Source organism: Caballeronia sp. INML2, assembly GCF_023631365.1.
GTDB classification, from domain to species: Bacteria; Pseudomonadota; Gammaproteobacteria; order Burkholderiales; family Burkholderiaceae; genus Caballeronia; species Caballeronia turbans.
In genome coordinates this window covers 1-16,226 of the sequence record NZ_JALQDH010000015.1, presented here as the reverse complement: position 1 = coordinate 16,226, position 16,226 = coordinate 1, and the positions used below count along the sequence as shown (strand labels likewise).

Annotated in this window: 18 protein-coding genes; 11 read left to right on the top strand and 7 right to left on the bottom strand. The window is 62.4% G+C overall.

Annotation, left to right across the window (positions count from 1 at the left end; all coding sequences use genetic code 11):
* The first annotated feature begins 168 nt into the window (after window positions 1-168).
* From bfr to NCT32_RS04960, 6 genes are all read left to right on the top strand, one after another.
* Window positions 169-645, top strand: a complete 477-nt coding sequence (gene bfr, locus NCT32_RS04985; RefSeq protein ID WP_014190999.1) for a bacterioferritin — start codon at window positions 169-171, stop codon at window positions 643-645.
* Window positions 646-649: 4 nt separating this feature from the next.
* Window positions 650-1,531: a glutamate racemase gene (gene murI / locus NCT32_RS04980; RefSeq protein WP_061120130.1), complete on the top strand. Its 882-nt coding sequence runs from the start codon at window positions 650-652 to the stop codon at window positions 1,529-1,531.
* Window positions 1,532-1,706: 175 nt separating this feature from the next.
* Window positions 1,707-1,943, top strand: coding sequence for a bacterioferritin-associated ferredoxin (locus NCT32_RS04975; RefSeq protein ID WP_061120131.1), 237 nt, complete (start codon window positions 1,707-1,709; stop codon window positions 1,941-1,943).
* 324 nt (window positions 1,944-2,267) lie between these two features.
* Entirely contained in the window at window positions 2,268-3,008 is a 741-nt protein-coding gene (locus tag NCT32_RS04970; RefSeq protein WP_061120132.1) for an energy transducer TonB, read from the top strand.
* A 34-nt stretch (window positions 3,009-3,042) separates the two neighbouring features.
* Window positions 3,043-3,789 (top strand): MotA/TolQ/ExbB proton channel family protein, encoded by a 747-nt coding sequence (locus tag NCT32_RS04965; RefSeq protein ID WP_061120133.1) that lies wholly within the window; start codon window positions 3,043-3,045, stop codon window positions 3,787-3,789.
* Between the two features lie 17 nt (window positions 3,790-3,806).
* Entirely contained in the window at window positions 3,807-4,229 is a 423-nt protein-coding gene (locus NCT32_RS04960; RefSeq protein ID WP_061120134.1) for a biopolymer transporter ExbD, read from the top strand.
* A 326-nt stretch (window positions 4,230-4,555) separates the two neighbouring features.
* On the opposite strand, the gene NCT32_RS04955 is transcribed toward NCT32_RS04960, so the two are convergent.
* Window positions 4,556-5,518, bottom strand: coding sequence for a LysR family transcriptional regulator (locus tag NCT32_RS04955; RefSeq protein ID WP_061120135.1), 963 nt, complete (start codon window positions 5,516-5,518; stop codon window positions 4,556-4,558).
* Between the two features lie 166 nt (window positions 5,519-5,684).
* Between NCT32_RS04955 and NCT32_RS04950 the strand changes: the two genes are divergently transcribed.
* From NCT32_RS04950 to hemP, 4 genes are all read left to right on the top strand, one after another.
* Complete coding sequence (locus NCT32_RS04950) at window positions 5,685-6,557, top strand: pirin family protein (protein ID WP_061120136.1); 873 nt, start codon at window positions 5,685-5,687, stop codon at window positions 6,555-6,557.
* Window positions 6,558-6,691: 134 nt separating this feature from the next.
* On the top strand, window positions 6,692-7,090 hold the full coding sequence (locus tag NCT32_RS04945) for an OsmC family protein (RefSeq protein ID WP_061120137.1): 399 nt from the start codon (window positions 6,692-6,694) through the stop codon (window positions 7,088-7,090).
* Window positions 7,091-7,130: 40 nt separating this feature from the next.
* Window positions 7,131-7,619 carry an SRPBCC family protein gene (locus NCT32_RS04940; protein ID WP_061120138.1) on the top strand — a complete coding sequence of 163 codons (489 nt, stop codon included), beginning with the start codon at window positions 7,131-7,133 and terminating at the stop codon, window positions 7,617-7,619.
* Between the two features lie 145 nt (window positions 7,620-7,764).
* Window positions 7,765-8,013, top strand: coding sequence for a hemin uptake protein HemP (gene hemP, locus NCT32_RS04935; protein ID WP_061120139.1), 249 nt, complete (start codon window positions 7,765-7,767; stop codon window positions 8,011-8,013).
* Between the two features lie 295 nt (window positions 8,014-8,308).
* Here hemP and NCT32_RS04930 read toward each other — a convergent pair whose 3' ends face one another.
* From NCT32_RS04930 to uvrB, 6 genes are all read right to left on the bottom strand, one after another.
* Window positions 8,309-8,722, bottom strand: coding sequence for a heme-binding protein (locus tag NCT32_RS04930; protein WP_061120140.1), 414 nt, complete (start codon window positions 8,720-8,722; stop codon window positions 8,309-8,311).
* 38 nt (window positions 8,723-8,760) lie between these two features.
* Complete coding sequence (locus NCT32_RS04925) at window positions 8,761-10,164, bottom strand: 4Fe-4S binding protein (RefSeq protein WP_250476517.1); 1,404 nt, start codon at window positions 10,162-10,164, stop codon at window positions 8,761-8,763.
* Window positions 10,161-11,012 (bottom strand): FTR1 family protein, encoded by an 852-nt coding sequence (locus NCT32_RS04920; protein ID WP_061120142.1) that lies wholly within the window; start codon window positions 11,010-11,012, stop codon window positions 10,161-10,163. Before NCT32_RS04920 ends, NCT32_RS04925 begins: the two co-directional genes overlap by 4 nt.
* A 67-nt stretch (window positions 11,013-11,079) precedes the next feature.
* Window positions 11,080-11,412 carry a cupredoxin domain-containing protein gene (locus tag NCT32_RS04915; protein ID WP_061120143.1) on the bottom strand — a complete coding sequence of 111 codons (333 nt, stop codon included), beginning with the start codon at window positions 11,410-11,412 and terminating at the stop codon, window positions 11,080-11,082.
* A gap of 55 nt (window positions 11,413-11,467) precedes the next feature.
* Complete coding sequence (locus NCT32_RS04910) at window positions 11,468-12,013, bottom strand: iron transporter (RefSeq protein WP_061120144.1); 546 nt, start codon at window positions 12,011-12,013, stop codon at window positions 11,468-11,470.
* A 365-nt stretch (window positions 12,014-12,378) separates the two neighbouring features.
* Entirely contained in the window at window positions 12,379-14,475 is a 2,097-nt protein-coding gene (gene uvrB, locus NCT32_RS04905) for an excinuclease ABC subunit UvrB (protein ID WP_061120145.1), read from the bottom strand.
* Between the two features lie 377 nt (window positions 14,476-14,852).
* Between uvrB and NCT32_RS04900 the strand changes: the two genes are divergently transcribed.
* Window positions 14,853-16,052 carry an amino acid aminotransferase gene (locus NCT32_RS04900; RefSeq protein ID WP_061120146.1) on the top strand — a complete coding sequence of 400 codons (1,200 nt, stop codon included), beginning with the start codon at window positions 14,853-14,855 and terminating at the stop codon, window positions 16,050-16,052.
* Window positions 16,053-16,226: the final 174 nt, after the last annotated feature.

Below are 16,226 nucleotides of genomic sequence, written 5' to 3'. Positions count from 1 at the left end.
GGCACGAGCCGGGCGATCCACCCGGCTCTTTTCTTTGCAACGCCGCCAGCTGAGAAAGGTTTTCATTCCCGGTTTCATCGAAACAAAAAATTTCTTCTCAACCTTGGCATTGCCACGCTCAAGGTTTATCTTTTCAAAAGCCCCACGTTTAGAACAGGAATCAAAATCATGCAAGGCGACGCGAAAGTCATCGAATTTTTGAACGCGCAGTTGAAGAACGAACTGACCGCGATCAATCAATACTTCCTGCACGCCCGGATGTATCAGCACTGGGGCCTCGAGAAGCTGAACAAGCACGAGTACGACGAATCGATCGGCGAGATGAAGCATGCCGACTGGCTGATCCAGCGCGTGTTCATGCTAGACGGACTGCCGAATCTGCAGGACCTGCACAAGCTGCTGATCGGTGAAGAGACCAAGGAAATCCTCGAATGCGATCTGAAGCTCGAGCAGATTTCCCAGTCCACCTGCAAGGAAGCCATCGCGTATTGCGAGTCGGTGCGCGACTTCGTCTCGCGCGAAATATTCGAAAAGATCCTGCACGACACCGAAGAGCACATCGACTGGCTGGAAACGCAACTCGATCTGATCGACAAGGTCGGCATCCAGAACTACCAGCAGACCATGATGGGCGATCACGAGTAACCGCATGCCCGGCGCAGTGCCTTCCCAGAAGCCGAACGGGCGTGCCGCGTCAGACGCGAGCGCGCCGGTCGGCATTTTCGATTCCGGTCTCGGCGGGTTGTCGGTGCTTCGCGCCGTACGCGCGACGCTGCCGCACGAACGTCTGATCTACGTCGCTGATTCGCGCCACGCGCCCTACGGCGAGCGCGACGACGATTTCATCGTCGACCGCACGATGGCGATCGGCGAATGGCTCGTCGGGCAAGGCGCGAAGGCGCTCGTCGTCGCATGCAATACCGCCACCGCCCAGTCGATCGCGCTCGTGCGTGAGCGCCTGCCGATTCCGCTCGTCGGCGTCGAGCCGGGGGTGAAGCCCGCGGCGGCTGTGTCGAAGTCGCGTGTGGTCGGCGTACTCGCCACGGCCGTCACATTGCGCTCCGCGCGCTTTCAGTCACTGCTCGACCGGTACGCGGGAGATTGCCGGTTCATCTGTCAGGCGGGACATGGGCTGGTTCAGGCCGTCGAGCGTTGCGACACGTCGTCGCCCGCGCTGATGGCGCTGCTCGAAAGCTATCTCGCGCCCATGCTCGACGCCGGGGCGGACACGCTCGTGCTCGGCTGCACGCATTACCCTTTTCTCGATCGCGCGATTCGTGACATCGCCGGGGAGCGACTGCAGATCATCGATACGAGCGTGGCGATCGCTCGGCAACTCGATCGCCTGCTGGACGCGCATGCGCAGAAAAGCGTGAGCACGCCACCCGAAACCCTGCCCCGCTTCTATTCCACCGCCGATGGCGAAACTCAGCGCCAGCTCGCCGCGGCCCTGCTTCAACTCGACGCGAAAGTCGAGCATGTGGATATCCCATCACGCCGAACGCGTCTCGCTGAACCCGACATCGTCTGAGGGTTTTCCTCGCGCCGCGCTCTTTCACACGCGCGCTTTCGCCCGCCGGACAAGACGCCTGGCAATAAACCCGCCTACTTGCGCGCTGTGTTACAAAAAACACAGAACCCCGCTTGCAAAGGCGCGCATAACGAATGATAATAATTCGCATTAACGCAAGCTATCGCGAACGATCATGATTGTCTGTGTCTGCAAATCAGTGTCCGACCGAAAGATCCGCGCCGCTATCGCCGAGGGACTGGACTCTTTCGACGAACTGCAATTCGAGCTCGGCGTGGCGCTGTGCTGCGGAAAATGCGAGCCGAGCGTTCGCGACGTGATGGCAGAAAGCGGTGTGTGTTCGTCCCGCTGCGGGGTCGAGCAGCGCGAACACGTGGCACCCCTCACGTTCTACGAACGCCAGGCCGCCTGAAGCGTCCCGCGCGGCCGTGACGCAGCACAACGACGGCGCCCGCGGCTTGTCCGGTCGCGCCGTCAAGTCGTTTCTCGTCTCCAGCAAGCCAGGTTACCTTCGAACTTCCGGTCACTTCGAGCCAGCCGAGCAACCCCTTACCCCTGGAGGGAAAGATGGAACTGCTGATCGGTTTCGTGGCCACCCTGTTCATTTCCCTGCTGATTTTTCGAACATGACGTCGCTTGGTTTCTTTTGCACCGTGCCTGCGCTGTCGTTGGACTCTGAGTTGAAAGGCAGCCTCACCAGCAAGCATTCACGCAGTACCGCAGGCACCCAATAACAATGCAGTCCCCGACCACCACTCCCGCCGCGTTTCAGACCGCGCCAGCCGCAAACGCCAATCCGCGCGTCGTCGCGGCGTGCGCCGCTGTCGTCATCATTCACGCCGCGCTTCTGGGCGTCGCGCTGACGATGCACCGCGAGCCGCTGCCGCGCCCGATCGAAGCCAAATCGATCACCGCCCAACTGATCAGCGAAACGCCGCAGCCGGCGCCGCAGCCGGTCGCCGTCGAAACGCCGCCGCCGCCGAAGCCGGTTCCGCAGCCCGTTCCGAAGCCGCAGCCCAAGCCGAAGGTCAAGCCGAAAGTCGAGCCGAAGCCCACGCCGATGCCGGTCGCCGAGGCGCCCTCGCAAATTGCCGCGCCTGCGCCCGAACCCACGCCGCCCGCCCCGCCGCAGCCCGCGCCGCAGCCCGCCGCGCCCGCCGCGCCCGCCATCGGCAAGCCGAGCATGGATCTCGCCGCGCCGAAGAACGTCGCGCACCTCAGTTGTAACATCGCGCAGCCAGACTATCCGTCGATGTCCAGGCGCCGCGGCGAAACCGGCACGGCTGTCATCCGGCTGACGGTGGGGCTGTCCGGCAAAATCGAAAACGTCACGCTGCAAAAGAGCAGCGGTTCGTCGCGGCTCGACGACGCGGCGCTCGAGGCCGTACGCGGCAGCGCGTGCAGCCCCTATAAGGAAAATGGCGAAGCGATTCGCGCGACCGCCACGGTGCCATTCGTTTTCAGTCTGAACGACTGATCGATTTTTTTAGATTCAGAGAAGGAACGGGAAAATGCAAAACTACGGGATTGCGCACGTCTGGGCGCAAGGCGACTTCGTGACGCGGGGCATCGCGCTCGCGCTCGTCATCATGTCGGTGCTTTCGTGGACGGTGATCATCGTGAAAGCATGGAATGTCGTGCGCCTGAAGCGCCTGACCAAGAACGCCGAACAGGCGTTCTGGCATTCCGACGACTTCAACGACGGGATCAAGAAGCTCGGCAGCCAGTCGTCCAGCCCCGCGGACAACCCGTTCCTCGCGCTCGCGCTCGCCGGACAGGAAGCCGCCGACCATCATCATCAGACGCAGCCGCATCTGCACGACCGCATGGACGTGTCGGATTGGATCACGCGCTGCCTCAAGGACGTGATGGATGAAGGCGTCGGCCGCATGCAGGCGGGTCTCGCGGTGCTCGCGTCGATCGGGTCCACGTCGCCGTTCGTCGGTCTTTTTGGCACCGTCTGGGGTATCTATCACGCGCTTCTGACGATCGGCGCGACAGGCCAGACGTCGATCGATCAGGTCGCGGGCCCCGTCGGCGAATCGCTCATCATGACCGCGTTCGGCCTCTTCGTCGCAATTCCGGCTGTGCTCGGCTACAACGCCCTCACCCGCGCGAACAAGGGCATCGTCACGAAGCTGAACCGCTTCGCGCACGGCCTGCACGCATTCTTCGTCACGGGCTCGAAGCTCTCGTCGACCAAGCGCGCGACGAACGCCTCGACAGACAGCCTGCGTCTCGCGACGCGCGCGTCGTAAGCGCGGAGGTTCGCATCATGGCCATGAGCCCTTTCGCCGGAGATGAAGACGACGGCATGATGAGCGAGATCAACATGACGCCGCTCGTCGACGTCATGCTGGTTCTCTTGATCATCTTCCTCGTCACGATCCCGGCCATGCATCACGCGGTGAAGATCGACCTGCCGCACGCGAGCAGCCAGCCGCAGGACGAGAAGCCCGCGCACGTAAATATCGCGATCAAAGCCGACGGCACGACGCTGTGGGACGATCAGCCGATCGACGAAGCGACGCTCGAGGCGCGCATCGCGCAGGCATCGCAGCAGAATCCGCAGCCGGAGATCCATCTGCGCGCGGACCGTCAGGTGGCCTACGAGAAAGTCGCCGATCTGATGTCGGCGGCGCAGGCCGGCGGACTCACGAAGATCGGTTTCGTCACGGAGCCGAAGAGCGGCAAGTAAGCGCTCGCGCAAGCCTCAAAGTAAAAGGCCTTCATCGTCAGATGAAGGCCTTTTTTCGTGCGCACTCGGCGCATTCGGGTGAGGCGGTCACTTTGGGTTCGAGTAGCCAGAACCGGAAGTCCCGTCACATGCGGCAGCCGTGGTCGACACGGACAGCGCAATCAACCCTATCAGGCTAACTATCAGAGCAGCCGTGAGTTTTCGCATAAGGAGCTCCTTAGCGAAGGGAGCTTCAATATACCGCTGCGACTGCTCGCCATCAATTGAATCTGACCATCGCAAACGCGCGCTTCAATGTCATAAACCAATGACAGACGCCGATGCGGTCAAACTGTTTCCCGTTCGGGCGCTTCCTGAACAGGACATTCTCCTGGGAAGCGCTGGCCGCTGCCGATCGACTCCACGAGAAAATCGACAAACGCGCGCACTGCCGGGACCATGCCCTGGCGCGACAGAAAGACTGCATAGAGTTGCGGCGACGGAAACGTCCAGCCCGGCATCACCGGCGAGAGTTGGCCCGTTCGCAGCGGCGCGCCGTACATCATTTCTGGCAGCGCCGCGATGCCGACGCCGCGCATCACGGCTTCACGGATCATCGACAGGTCCGCCGTGACGAGCCGCGGCTCGTGCTCGAACTCGTGGCGCGTGCCGTCAGGCGCGATCAGCCGGTAGACGTGGCGGCCATCGGCGGACGGCGTGTCGATCGTGTCGTATTGGGCGAGCTCGGCGGGCGTCATCGGCGGCGCATTCGACTTGAGCAGCGACGGCGCCGCGACGAGCATCTGCTCCGTGCGCCACAACGGCCGTGCGACGACGTTCGAGCTCGCGGGCGGCTCCGAGCGCACGCGCAGCGCCACATCGATCGCATCCTCGAACAGATCGACGACACGATTCGTCACGCGCAAAACGATGCGCACCTCCGGATAGCGATGCATGAAATCAGGCATCACCGCGGAGAGAAACGTCTGCGCGATCGTCACCGGCACGCTCACGCGCACCGTTCCGCGCGGCGAATCGCGCAGGCTTTGCACGACATTGACCGCCGCCTGCGCTTCCGCGAGCATCGCCTGACAGTGCTGGTAGAAAAGCTGTCCGGCTTCGGTCAGCGCGAGCTTGCGCGTCGAGCGTTGCAGCAGCCGCACGCCGAGCGACGCCTCGAGCTCGGACACACGCCGCGACAGTCGCGACTTCGAGATGCCGAGCACGCGCTCGGCAGCTGAAAATCCGCCGTGTTCGACCACGTGCGAGAAATACATCAGATCGTTCAGGTCATGCGAGTCGGCTTTCATGGTCGCTCGTTGAGGCTGGGAATTCGGATTGACGCGTTCGTTATCGCCAGCGCGACAATCCATTGCGCCGCAGCGTCTTTTACCGCGAAACGCGGCCCATATAATAGACCAGTGTTTCAAATTCATCGCTATTCCCTTACTTCTGTATCCGCGACGCGAGGCAACCATGTCCATCAGCCGCAGCATCGAACGCATCATTCCGGCGACCCGCACCATCGAAGGCGGCGGGTTCGTCGTGCATCGCCCGTTTCCGACCCGTCTTCTGATGGATTTCGACCCGTTCCTTCTCCTCGACGAGATGGGGCCCGCCGACTATGCCCCCGGCGAGGCGAAGGGCGCACCCGATCACCCGCACCGCGGCTTCGAAACCGTGACGTACATGCTCGAAGGCGAGTTCGGCCACAAGGATTCGGCGGGGCATTCGGGCACGCTGCGGCCCGGCGACGTGCAATGGATGACCGCCGGCGCGGGCGTCGTGCATAGCGAAATGCCGGCCGAGGAATTCACACGCCGCGGCGGCCGCGTACACGGCCTGCAGCTCTGGGTGAACCTGCCGCGCCGCGACAAGATGATCGCGCCGCACTATCAGGAGATTCCGTCGACGCAGATTCCCGTCGCGACGAGCGAAGACGGAAAGGTCAGTGTGAAGGTCATTGCGGGCGAGGCACTCGGCGTGAAAGCCGCCATCGAAACGCGCACGCCGATCCTGTATCAGCACTTTTCGCTGAAGCCCGGTGCGAAGATCGAGCTGGCCGTGCCGCGCGATTACCGCGTGTTCGCCTATCCGCTGTCGGGCACGGGGCTGTACGGCCCGCAAAGCCAGCCGGTGCGTGCGCAGCAAATGGTGATCTTTCGCGACGACAGCGATACGATCGCACTCGCCGCCGGTGATGAGCCGGTCGAGCTTCTGCTGATCGGCGGCGTGCCGCTGAAGGAGCCGGTCGTGCGCTACGGCCCCTTCGTGATGAACACCGAGGACGAAATCCGTCAGGCCGTGGTGGACTTTCAGGCAGGCCGGATGGGCGCGATCACGCACTGAGCGCCGTCGCCCACGTACTGGAGCGGAATCAACGAGACGGTGCGGCATGAACGGACACATTGCGTCACAATGACCGTTCTTGCCGCACCGTTTTCGTCATTCTTGCAGTCCCCTATTACAACGAGGAGCAACGCATGGCCGGACCTTCCGTGACCGCCGACATCGGCAATATCGACTATCAGGTCCGCCTCGCGGATGGCACACACGCGTGGATCGCCGACGAGCCGGCCAGCATCGGCGGCGGCGACACTGGCCCGGAACCGGCTTCACTGCTGCTCGCGAGCCTCGGCGCGTGCACGTCCATCACGCTGAAGATGTACGCGAAGCGCAAGGAATGGCCGCTGGAAGCCGTCCACGTCGAGTTGTCGATGAAAAGCACAGCGGAAGGCACGAACATCGATCGCCGCATCGCGCTTCAGGGCGCGTTGTCCGGTGAACAGCGGGAACGGCTCTTGCAAATTGCCAATGCGTGCCCGATGCACAAGGTCCTGTCCGGCGCGATTCGCATCGACTCCGGGCTCACGCCGCAGTGATGCATCGCAGGCACCACGAACGTCCAAGGAAACCGTCGTCTTGAATTTCGAACACCTTATCCAGATCAACGATCCGCTCAACCCGCTCGTCGAGTCGCTCACGCCCGAACAGCTTTGGGAAGGGCTCGTCCTGCGTGCGGAGCAGCCGCAGTTGTTCGTGCTGGGGCTGGATAGCTGCGACATCCTCTCGCGCGATGGCGACACGATGGAGCGCGAGCTGCACTACGGCCAGGCCACCGTGCGCGATCGCGTAACGCTCACGCCCGGTTCGAGCGTGCGCTATGACATCCTGCCGACTGCGGAGTACGTCGGCGGCTCGCTCACGATGGCCATCGAGCAGCCTGACGCGCTTCAGCTATTCCTGCGCTTCACCTACAGCACGACGCTGCCCGAGAACGAGAACGCGACGCCCGACGAGCGTCAGACGCAGGAGATCGTGAAGTCGGCTTATCGCGAATCGGATATCGATACCGTGCGGCTGATTCGCCAGTTCGTGCACGCGCGCAAAGACGAAAGCCCGCTGCATTGAGCGTTTCTCCGACGCGGCAGAGACTGTGTCGCTGCTGCATCGAGATTGCCTATCGAGTTTTGCGCTTCAATCGGAAAGTCTGTTTGCAAATAGGAATAGTTATCATTTACTATAGACCATCGAATCAACGAACGCACATTCCGACATGACTGACACGCCGCGATCCTCCACGCTCAGGCTGCGCCGCCCGGCTGTCCGCGACGCCGCGATCACCCGCCCTAAAGCGACCACCGTGACTACGGTTCACGTTGCCCACGCAGCGGACAGCAATGTTGAACGCTCGCTCAGGAGCGACGCGCTGCTGCAGGGACGCAGCCATGTGAGCATCGTGCATAACGGGGAGACCTATCAGTTGCGCGCGACACGTCTGGGCAAACTGATCCTGACGAAGTAAGGCGGCAGTCAGGCAAGAACAGCGTTACTACCGGGTATTGTGGGGACCACCTCGCCAAGAGGTGTTTGGCCTTAGCCAGCGAGGACGACTTGCACGCGAGAATTTAGACCCCTTCGTGCAAACACCAGCCAGTCGTCGATAGCAAGCGAAGCCGCTTTTTTTGGTTCCCGCGCTTGTGCGATATGCCTCTCAGGCATGCCACGCAAATGATGATCGAGCAAACGGCACGCGCTTCCACGGAAGGCGTGCCGTTTTCGTTTGCCGCGACTGATGGAAGGAAGCGCGCTGCCGCCGATCAGACGTTCTCGATGCCCAGCGCCGCGATGCCCGCCTTCGCGATCTGTGCATCCTGATCCGACTTCACGCCCGACACGCCCACTGCTCCGACGATATCCGCGCCCACGAAGATCGGCACGCCGCCTTCGAGCATCGCGGTCATGGGCGCGCTGAGAAATGCCGTGCGGCCCTGCTTGATGGTGTCTTCGTAGACCTTGGTCTCACGGCGGCCGAGCACGGCGGTGCGCGCCTTGCCCGTCGCCATCTCGGCGGTGCTCGCGCCCGCCCCGTCGAGACGATGCAGATGCAGCAGATGTCCGCCATCGTCGACGATCGCAATCGTCACGTTCCAGTTGTGCTCCCTGGCATGCGCCTCGGCGGCGGCGGCCATGGTCTTGACGTCTTCGTCGGTCAGTACGGGTTTGGTTCTCACTTCTCGCTCTCGTTGCCGCACGTGACGGCGTGGACGGTTTATCGGGTGAAGCCCCAGAACATCAGGTACCACGCGCTGTCCGCGACGGCCAGCGCCGAGACAAACCATACCATCGCAAGGACGCGGGAACCAAGCGTCGACGTGTAGCGGTTCGTCACGCGCCACGCGAGCCACGCGCTCCAGAGATTCGCCGCGCCGAGCAAACCGAGGCGCAGCCCCGGCACCCACCACAACGGCAAATGCTCGGCACGCAAGAGCGACACCGTCGTCGCGGAAAGGCCGAGAAACACGCCGACACCCGCAATCGGGATCAGCGCGAGCGTCAGATGGTGCAGGCGCGTCGCGTTCATCTTGCCGAGCATGCGCGTGCTCATCGCGAGGAGCGCGAGCAACGCCGTGCCGTACACGATCCCCGTTGCGACGATATAGCCGATGACCATCGTCCCGTCGAGCCACGAGAAGACGTCGTTCTGCTCAGGGTAGTGCGTGAACAGGAACCACGGCGCGGTTGTATCGAGCGGCCAGAGAATGTTGCGATCGATCAGCCACGCGGCGAGATATTGCTTCAGATCGACGAACCACGTGCTCACCGTCCAGTGGAACGCGCCGATCGCGATACCGAGCAGGCCATACAGAATCAGCGCGGTGTCCCACGGATTCGCGGCCTTGTCGCCGAGCTTCACGATTTCTTCCGACGGCGAGCGCCACGTGAGAGCGATTGCATCGCGATGGCCGCTGCATCGTCCGCACATGTGGCAGTCGGCCGCGCCCTTCATGTTGCGCAGCGGGACGAGCGGTGCGCAGTTGATCGGAATGACGCGATGCCCGTGCTCGCCCTCTTTGTACGAGCGGCGCCACGCGTCTTCGCTGACCTTGTAGTGGAACGGCGCGAGCCGCGCGAGCAGCGAGAACACGCCGTTCACCGGGCACAGATACTTGCACCACACGCGCTTCTCGCGGCCATACAGCACGCCGATGATCATCGCGCCCACGGTCGAGCCGCCAAGCACGAGCAGCACCGCTTTCGGATACTGATAGACGCTGACCATCTGGCCGTAGATCGTCGTCAACCCGAACGCGACGAACGGCCAGCCGCCCCAGCGCATCCAGCGTGGAATTGCCCAGCCGCGGCCGAACTTGCTCGCGAACTCGGACAGCGCGCCCTCTGGACACAGCACGCCGCACCAGACGCGGCCGAGCATCACCATCGAAAGCAGCACGAACGGCCACCAGATGCCCCAGAACACGAACTGCGCGGCGAGCGTGAGATTGCTCCAGAGGTGCGCGGAGCCGTCGGGCAGCGGCATCACGGCGGGCACGACGATCAGAAATGCATATACGGCCACGACGACCCACTGGATCATGCGGATCGCACTGCCGTGACGTTGCATCCAGTGGCCGACTTGTTGCAGCCGGCCCGGTCTAGGCATTACAGAGCTCATGCTGGACGGCTCGCCGCCTTTTGTTTCTGCGCCATCTGGCTGTTCGAATGGCGCATGAGGAGATAGATGACGATCCAGTACACGGCATACGCAACGAGGTTCATGCCTGCCGGATGCGCGCGATAACCGGTGAGCGTCGCGACGAGCGAACCGAAGGTACTCGAATCGTCGAGCAGCCACGACGTGTTCCACACCTGATTGACGATGACCGGCAGCACTTCCATGTCGATCAGCTTGTCGACGCCCGTCTCGAAGAGGCCCGCAGCGAGGAATAGCAGCATGATTTCGGTGACGCGGAAGAACGAGCGCCACGAGAAGATCTTGCCGCCGAGCTGCAGCACATAGAAGGTCAGCAGCGCGAGGCCGAAACCGATGATGATGGCGACATACTGCGACACGTCGACGTGCCCCGACTGGCCGAACCCGACGCCGTAGAGGAACACGGCGGTTTCGCTCCCCTCACGCGCGATCGCGAGTGCGACGAGCAGCGCGATGCCCCACCAGTGCCCGTCCTGCGTGCTCTTTTGCAGCGACGATTCCATGTCGCGCTTGAGCGTGCGGCCGTGGCGCTTCATCCACAGAACCATCTGCACGATCAGCACGCACGCGACCAGCACCATCGCGGTCTGGAAATAATCCTGCGCATTGCCCGACAGCACTTCCGTGAAGCCGATCAGCGCCGCGCCCAGCGCCACGGCCGCGAGCAGACCGATGATGACGCCGGCCCAGAGATAAGGCAGGCCACGGCGCGCCTGATGGTCGCCGTTCTTCAGCCACGCGTAGAGAATGCCGACGACGAGCAACGCCTCGACGCTCTCCCGCCACACGATGAAAAGTACCTGCCCCATTCCAAACCTCCAGCAATTCCAGTTCGATCGGCCGCGCGCGACATCACGTCTCGTGCCGGCACGGCGGTTACTTCGCGACGATCACGCCCTGCGCGGTCTGATGAAAGTCGTCGAAGAACTTGTATTCGCCCGGGTCCAGCGGCGCGATCACGACGAACGAATCGGCGCCCGGCGCGAGCACTTTTTCCTTGCGCAACTGCACGCTTTCGAACTCGGCTGCGCCCTTGCCGATGTTGTGCACTTCGATCTTGATGCGCTGCCCCGCCGGCACCTCGATACGCGCCGGGTTGAGCTTGCCGTCGTTCATTTCGAGCTTGAACGTCGGCAGGTCGGCGGCGAATGCGATCCCGGAGGCGAACACGGACATCGCGAGCGCGGCCACCTGAATTTTCAGTTTCATGCGTACTTCCTGAAGATGAGTGCGCCCGGACCGGGATGCCGGGCGCCTGCGACGATCAGTAACCGCCCTTCTTGCCGATGCCCGCGAACGGGAAGTCGTATTCGATCGTAAACGGCTTGAACCACGGACCGACGCCCGTTTCCTTGTCGGTGTGACGGCCGAACGCCATGTGACCGTCCTGCGAAGGCGGCGAGATGTGCAGCTTGAGGTGATACTTGCCCGGGCCGAAGAGCTTCACGTTGTCGCCGTAATGCGGGCCGTCGCTCGCGACCATCGGCATCAGGTCGCCCTTGAGGGTCTGCGTCGTGCCGACCTTCGTGAGTTCATACGTCACGTTCAGATACGGCATCCAGTCGCCTTCGGCGAAACCGGTCGGGTTGTTCTTGACCGCGTGAATGTCCGCCTCGAGGTGGATGTCCGAATCCGATGCCTTGCGCATCATGCCTTCCGGCGCCATCGTGATCGGCTGGAGATACACGGCCCCCGTTTCCATGCCGCCCTCGATGTGCTGCTTGCCGATCGGATATTCGGCAGCCGATGCTGCCATCATCGCCGTGAGACCTGCGGCGGCGACGAGGCCGCGCATCAACGTTGAACCCATCAAAAAACTCCTTGTTGTTATCGATTGGCGCGCGTGCCACGCGAGCCGTGCCACAGAGATTCCGAACCTTCACGCCACGGCTGAAAGCGACGCGCCGGCCGGGGCAATGCGTGCCGATTGACCGCCCGCATCGCAGTGCCGCAGTTGCGCGTTAGCACAACACTGTGAACGTTAATACGAACCATTCTCAATGTTCGTCAGTTTAGCATCGTTCGACACGCTCAACAATTTGAGCAAACTTACAGACCTAGACGCAGTAAGGCTTTTCGCGAAATCGCGATTTCCGCGCACATAAAAAAACGCGGCGAATCTTCCGCTCCGCCGCGTCTTTTCGCGTTTCACCGCGCAAACCACTTACATCTCGACTACTTTCCGCCGATGCCGCTCACGTGATCGCCGACGTTCGCGCCGAACACGCGCTGTCGAAGAAGCGCCAATTGGTCGCGGGTCTGCGCCGCCTTTTCGAATTCGAGGTTCTTGGCGTGATCCATCATCTGCTTTTCGAGGCGCTTGATTTCCTTCGCGATCTGCTTCTCCGACATGTCCTCGAACTTCGCGCGCGCCTGCGCTTCCTTGAGCTCGGCGCGGGCATCGTCGGCGTTATAGACGCCATCGATGATGTCCTTGATGCGCTTCTCGACACCGCGCGGCGTGATGCCCATCTTCTCGTTGTGCGCGATCTGCTTCGCGCGCCGCCGCTCGGTTTCGCCGATGGCGCGCGTCATCGAATCGGTCATGTTGTCGGCGTAGAGAATCGCCTTGCCGTTCACGTTACGCGCCGCCCGGCCGATCGTCTGGATCAGCGAGCGCTCGGCGCGCAGGAAGCCTTCCTTGTCGGCGTCGAGAATCGCGACGAGCGACACCTCGGGAATATCGAGACCCTCGCGCAGCAGGTTGATGCCGACGAGCACATCGAACGTGCCGAGCCGCAGGTCGCGGATGATCTCCACGCGCTCGACGGTGTCGATATCGCTATGCAGATAGCGCACCTTCACGCCGTGATCGGCGAGAAATTCGGTCAGCTGCTCGGCCATGCGCTTCGTGAGCACGGTGACGAGCACGCGCTCATGCACGGCGACGCGGGCATTGATCTCGGAAAGCACGTCGTCGACCTGCGAGCGCGCCGGACGCACCTCGATCTCCGGATCGACGAGACCGGTCGGCCGCACGAGTTGCTCGGCCACCTGCCCCGCCTTCTGCTTTTCGTAGTCGGCGGGCGTCGCGGAGACGAAGATCGCCTGACGCATCTTGCGCTCGAACTCGTTGAACTTGAGCGGCCGGTTATCGAGCGCGGACGGCATGCGAAAGCCGTAGTCGACGAGATTTTCCTTGCGCGCGCGGTCGCCGTTGTACATGCCGTTCAACTGGCCGATCAAGACGTGCGATTCGTCGAGCAGCATCAGCGCGTCGGGCGGCAGATAGTCGACGAGCGTCGGCGGCGGCTCGCCCGGCGCCGCGCCCGAAAAGTGCCGCGAGTAATTCTCGATGCCCTTGCAGAAGCCGAGTTCCTGGAGCATTTCCAGGTCGAAGCGCGTGCGCTGCTCCAGCCGCTGCGCTTCGACGAGCTTGCCGTCGCCGTGGAAAAACTCGAGCCGCTCGCGCAGTTCGAGCTTGATGGTTTCGATCGCGCGCATGACCGTGTCGCGCGGCGTCACGTAGTGCGACGAAGGATAGACCGTGAAGCGCGGAATCTTGTTGCGCACGCGGCCGGTGAGCGGATCGAAGAGCATCATCGATTCGATTTCATCGTCGAAAAGCTCGACGCGTACCGCCATTTCGGCGTGCTCCGCCGGGAAAATATCGATGGTGTCGCCGCGCACGCGGAACGAGCCGCGCTGGAAATCGGCTTCGTTGCGGGTGTACTGCATCGCGATCAGACGCGCGATGACGTCACGCTGGCCGAGTTTGTCGCCGGTGCGCAGCGTGAGAATCATCTTGTGGTATTCGGACGGATTGCCGATACCGTAAATCGCCGACACGGTCGCGACGATCACCACGTCGCGCCGCTCGAGCAGGCTCTTCGTGGCCGAAAGCCGCATCTGCTCGATGTGCTCGTTGATCGACGAATCCTTCTCGATGAAAAGGTCGCGCTGCGGCACGTACGCTTCGGGCTGGTAATAGTCGTAGTACGAGACAAAGTACTCGACGGCATTGCGCGGAAAGAACTCGCGGAATTCCGCATAGAGTTGCGCCGCGAGCGTCTTGTTCGGCGCGAAGACGATCGCCGGTCGGCCGAGGCGCGCGATCACGTTCGCCATCGTGAAGGTCTTGCCGGAGCCGGTCACGCCGAGCAGCGTCTGAAACGAAAGGCCGTCCTCGACGCCTTCGACGAGCGTCGCAATCGCAGTGGGCTGATCGCCTGCGGGCGGATACGGCTGATAGAGCTGAAACGGCGAATCTTTGAACGTGACGAACTTCGATTCGTCCAGTTCTTCGGGTGATGCGATGAGAGTGTCGGACATGAGAGATCGAGAGAGTCAACGCCTGCGCAAACAAGCATTTTAGCGTCGTACGCAATACGCGCGCTCGCCATGACGTGACCGGGATTCGGAAGGCTGATCGTCAACAGATTGGGCAACGATCACCAATCTCAAGCGCGCCCATTCGCGCCCTTTTAGTCGACATTCGCACGGCTTCCGGTGCAAAAAAGGGCGAAAAGCACGCGCATTCGCACCATAATCGCCCAAAAAGCCTCGCTGGATTCGCTACAATGTGCGACTGGGCGCAGCGGCCCCGAGCCGTATTTCGCCGCGCTCTGCGCCTCTTGCGATGTTACCGGGGGCGCACGCATCGTCCGTTTGCATCCTGCCGCACGTCCTTCCCTCACTGCCGATAGATCATGTCTCTTTTCTCTGCCGTCGAACTCGCTCCCCGCGACCCGATCCTGGGCCTCAACGAAGCCTTCAACGCCGATACGCGCACGACCAAAGTCAATCTGGGCGTCGGCGTGTACACGAACGAGGAAGGCAAGATTCCGCTCTTGCGCGCCGTGCGCGAAGCCGAGAAAGCACGCGTCGACGCCGCGCTGCCCCGCGGATATCTGCCGATCGACGGCATCGCGGCGTATGACGCCGCCGTGCAAAAACTGCTGCTCGGCGATGACTCGCCGCTGATCGCCGCGGGCCGCGTCGTGACGGCGCAGGCGCTCGGCGGCACCGGCGCGCTCAAGATCGGCGCGGACTTCCTGAAACGCGTGAATCCCAACGCGATCGTCGCAATCAGCGATCCGAGCTGGGAAAACCACCGCGCGCTGTTCGAGAGCGCAGGTTTCGAGGTCGTCAACTACCCGTACTACGAAGCCGCCACGCACGGCGTGAACTTCGACGGCATGCTCGCGGCGCTCAACAGCTACGCGCCGGGCACCGTCGTCGTGCTGCACGCGTGCTGCCACAACCCGACGGGCGTCGATCTGTCGGACGACCAGTGGAAGCAGATCGTGGAAGTGGTGAAGGCGAAGAATCTCGTGCCGTTCCTCGACATGGCCTATCAGGGCTTCGCGGAAAACATCGATGCGGACTCGGCCGCCGTGCGTCTCTTCGCAGCCGCCGATCTGAACGTCTTCGTATCGTCGTCGTTCTCGAAGTCGTTTTCGCTGTACGGCGAGCGCGTCGGCGCGCTGTCGATCATCACGACGGGCAAGGAGGAATCGACCCGTGTGCTGTCGCAACTCAAGCGCGTGATCCGCACCAACTACTCGAATCCGCCGACGCACGGCGGCTCGATCGTCGCGGCCGTGCTGGCGTCGCCGGAACTGCGCGCCACTTGGGAGCAGGAACTGGGCGAAATGCGCGATCGCATTCGCGCGATGCGTAACGGTCTCGTCGAGCGCCTGAAGGCGAGCGGCGTCGATCGCGACTTCTCGTTCGTCAACAAGCAGCGCGGCATGTTCTCGTACTCGGGATTGACAGCGGCGCAAGTCGATCGTCTGCGTGAAGAATTCGGCATCTACGCCGTGAGCACCGGCCGTATCTGCGTGGCCGCGCTGAACACGCGCAACATCGATGCTGTCGCGAACGCCGTCGCAGCTGTGCTGAAGTAAAAGCGGCCCAGGCAGCATCAAAATAAAAAATGGCGCCCTTCTGAACTGACCCCAAAAGTTGGATACCGATCCAACCTTTGGGGTGTTTTTCATGGCGAAGGAGAACGAATACCTGCGCGCGGAGGTGGCGTACCTAAAAAAGCTCGATGCGCTGCTCAAGGAGAAAGCGCGGGC

Bases quoted from the DNA above. Each gene is read 5' to 3' on its own strand.
- bfr (WP_014190999.1), top strand. From the start codon at position 169: ATGCAAGGCGACGCGAAAGTCATCGAATTTTTGAACGCGCAGTTGAAG.
- murI (WP_061120130.1), top strand. From the start codon at position 650: ATGCCCGGCGCAGTGCCTTCCCAGAAGCCGAACGGGCGTGCCGCGTCA.
- NCT32_RS04975 (WP_061120131.1), top strand. From the start codon at position 1,707: ATGATTGTCTGTGTCTGCAAATCAGTGTCCGACCGAAAGATCCGCGCC.
- NCT32_RS04970 (WP_061120132.1), top strand. From the start codon at position 2,268: ATGCAGTCCCCGACCACCACTCCCGCCGCGTTTCAGACCGCGCCAGCC.
- NCT32_RS04965 (WP_061120133.1), top strand. From the start codon at position 3,043: ATGCAAAACTACGGGATTGCGCACGTCTGGGCGCAAGGCGACTTCGTG.
- NCT32_RS04960 (WP_061120134.1), top strand. From the start codon at position 3,807: ATGGCCATGAGCCCTTTCGCCGGAGATGAAGACGACGGCATGATGAGC.
- NCT32_RS04955 (WP_061120135.1), bottom strand. From the start codon at position 5,518: ATGAAAGCCGACTCGCATGACCTGAACGATCTGATGTATTTCTCGCAC.
- NCT32_RS04950 (WP_061120136.1), top strand. From the start codon at position 5,685: ATGTCCATCAGCCGCAGCATCGAACGCATCATTCCGGCGACCCGCACC.
- NCT32_RS04945 (WP_061120137.1), top strand. From the start codon at position 6,692: ATGGCCGGACCTTCCGTGACCGCCGACATCGGCAATATCGACTATCAG.
- hemP (WP_061120139.1), top strand. From the start codon at position 7,765: ATGACTGACACGCCGCGATCCTCCACGCTCAGGCTGCGCCGCCCGGCT.
- NCT32_RS04925 (WP_250476517.1), bottom strand. From the start codon at position 10,164: ATGAGCTCTGTAATGCCTAGACCGGGCCGGCTGCAACAAGTCGGCCAC.
- NCT32_RS04920 (WP_061120142.1), bottom strand. From the start codon at position 11,012: ATGGGGCAGGTACTTTTCATCGTGTGGCGGGAGAGCGTCGAGGCGTTG.
- NCT32_RS04915 (WP_061120143.1), bottom strand. From the start codon at position 11,412: ATGAAACTGAAAATTCAGGTGGCCGCGCTCGCGATGTCCGTGTTCGCC.
- NCT32_RS04910 (WP_061120144.1), bottom strand. From the start codon at position 12,013: ATGGGTTCAACGTTGATGCGCGGCCTCGTCGCCGCCGCAGGTCTCACG.
- uvrB (WP_061120145.1), bottom strand. From the start codon at position 14,475: ATGTCCGACACTCTCATCGCATCACCCGAAGAACTGGACGAATCGAAG.
- NCT32_RS04900 (WP_061120146.1), top strand. From the start codon at position 14,853: ATGTCTCTTTTCTCTGCCGTCGAACTCGCTCCCCGCGACCCGATCCTG.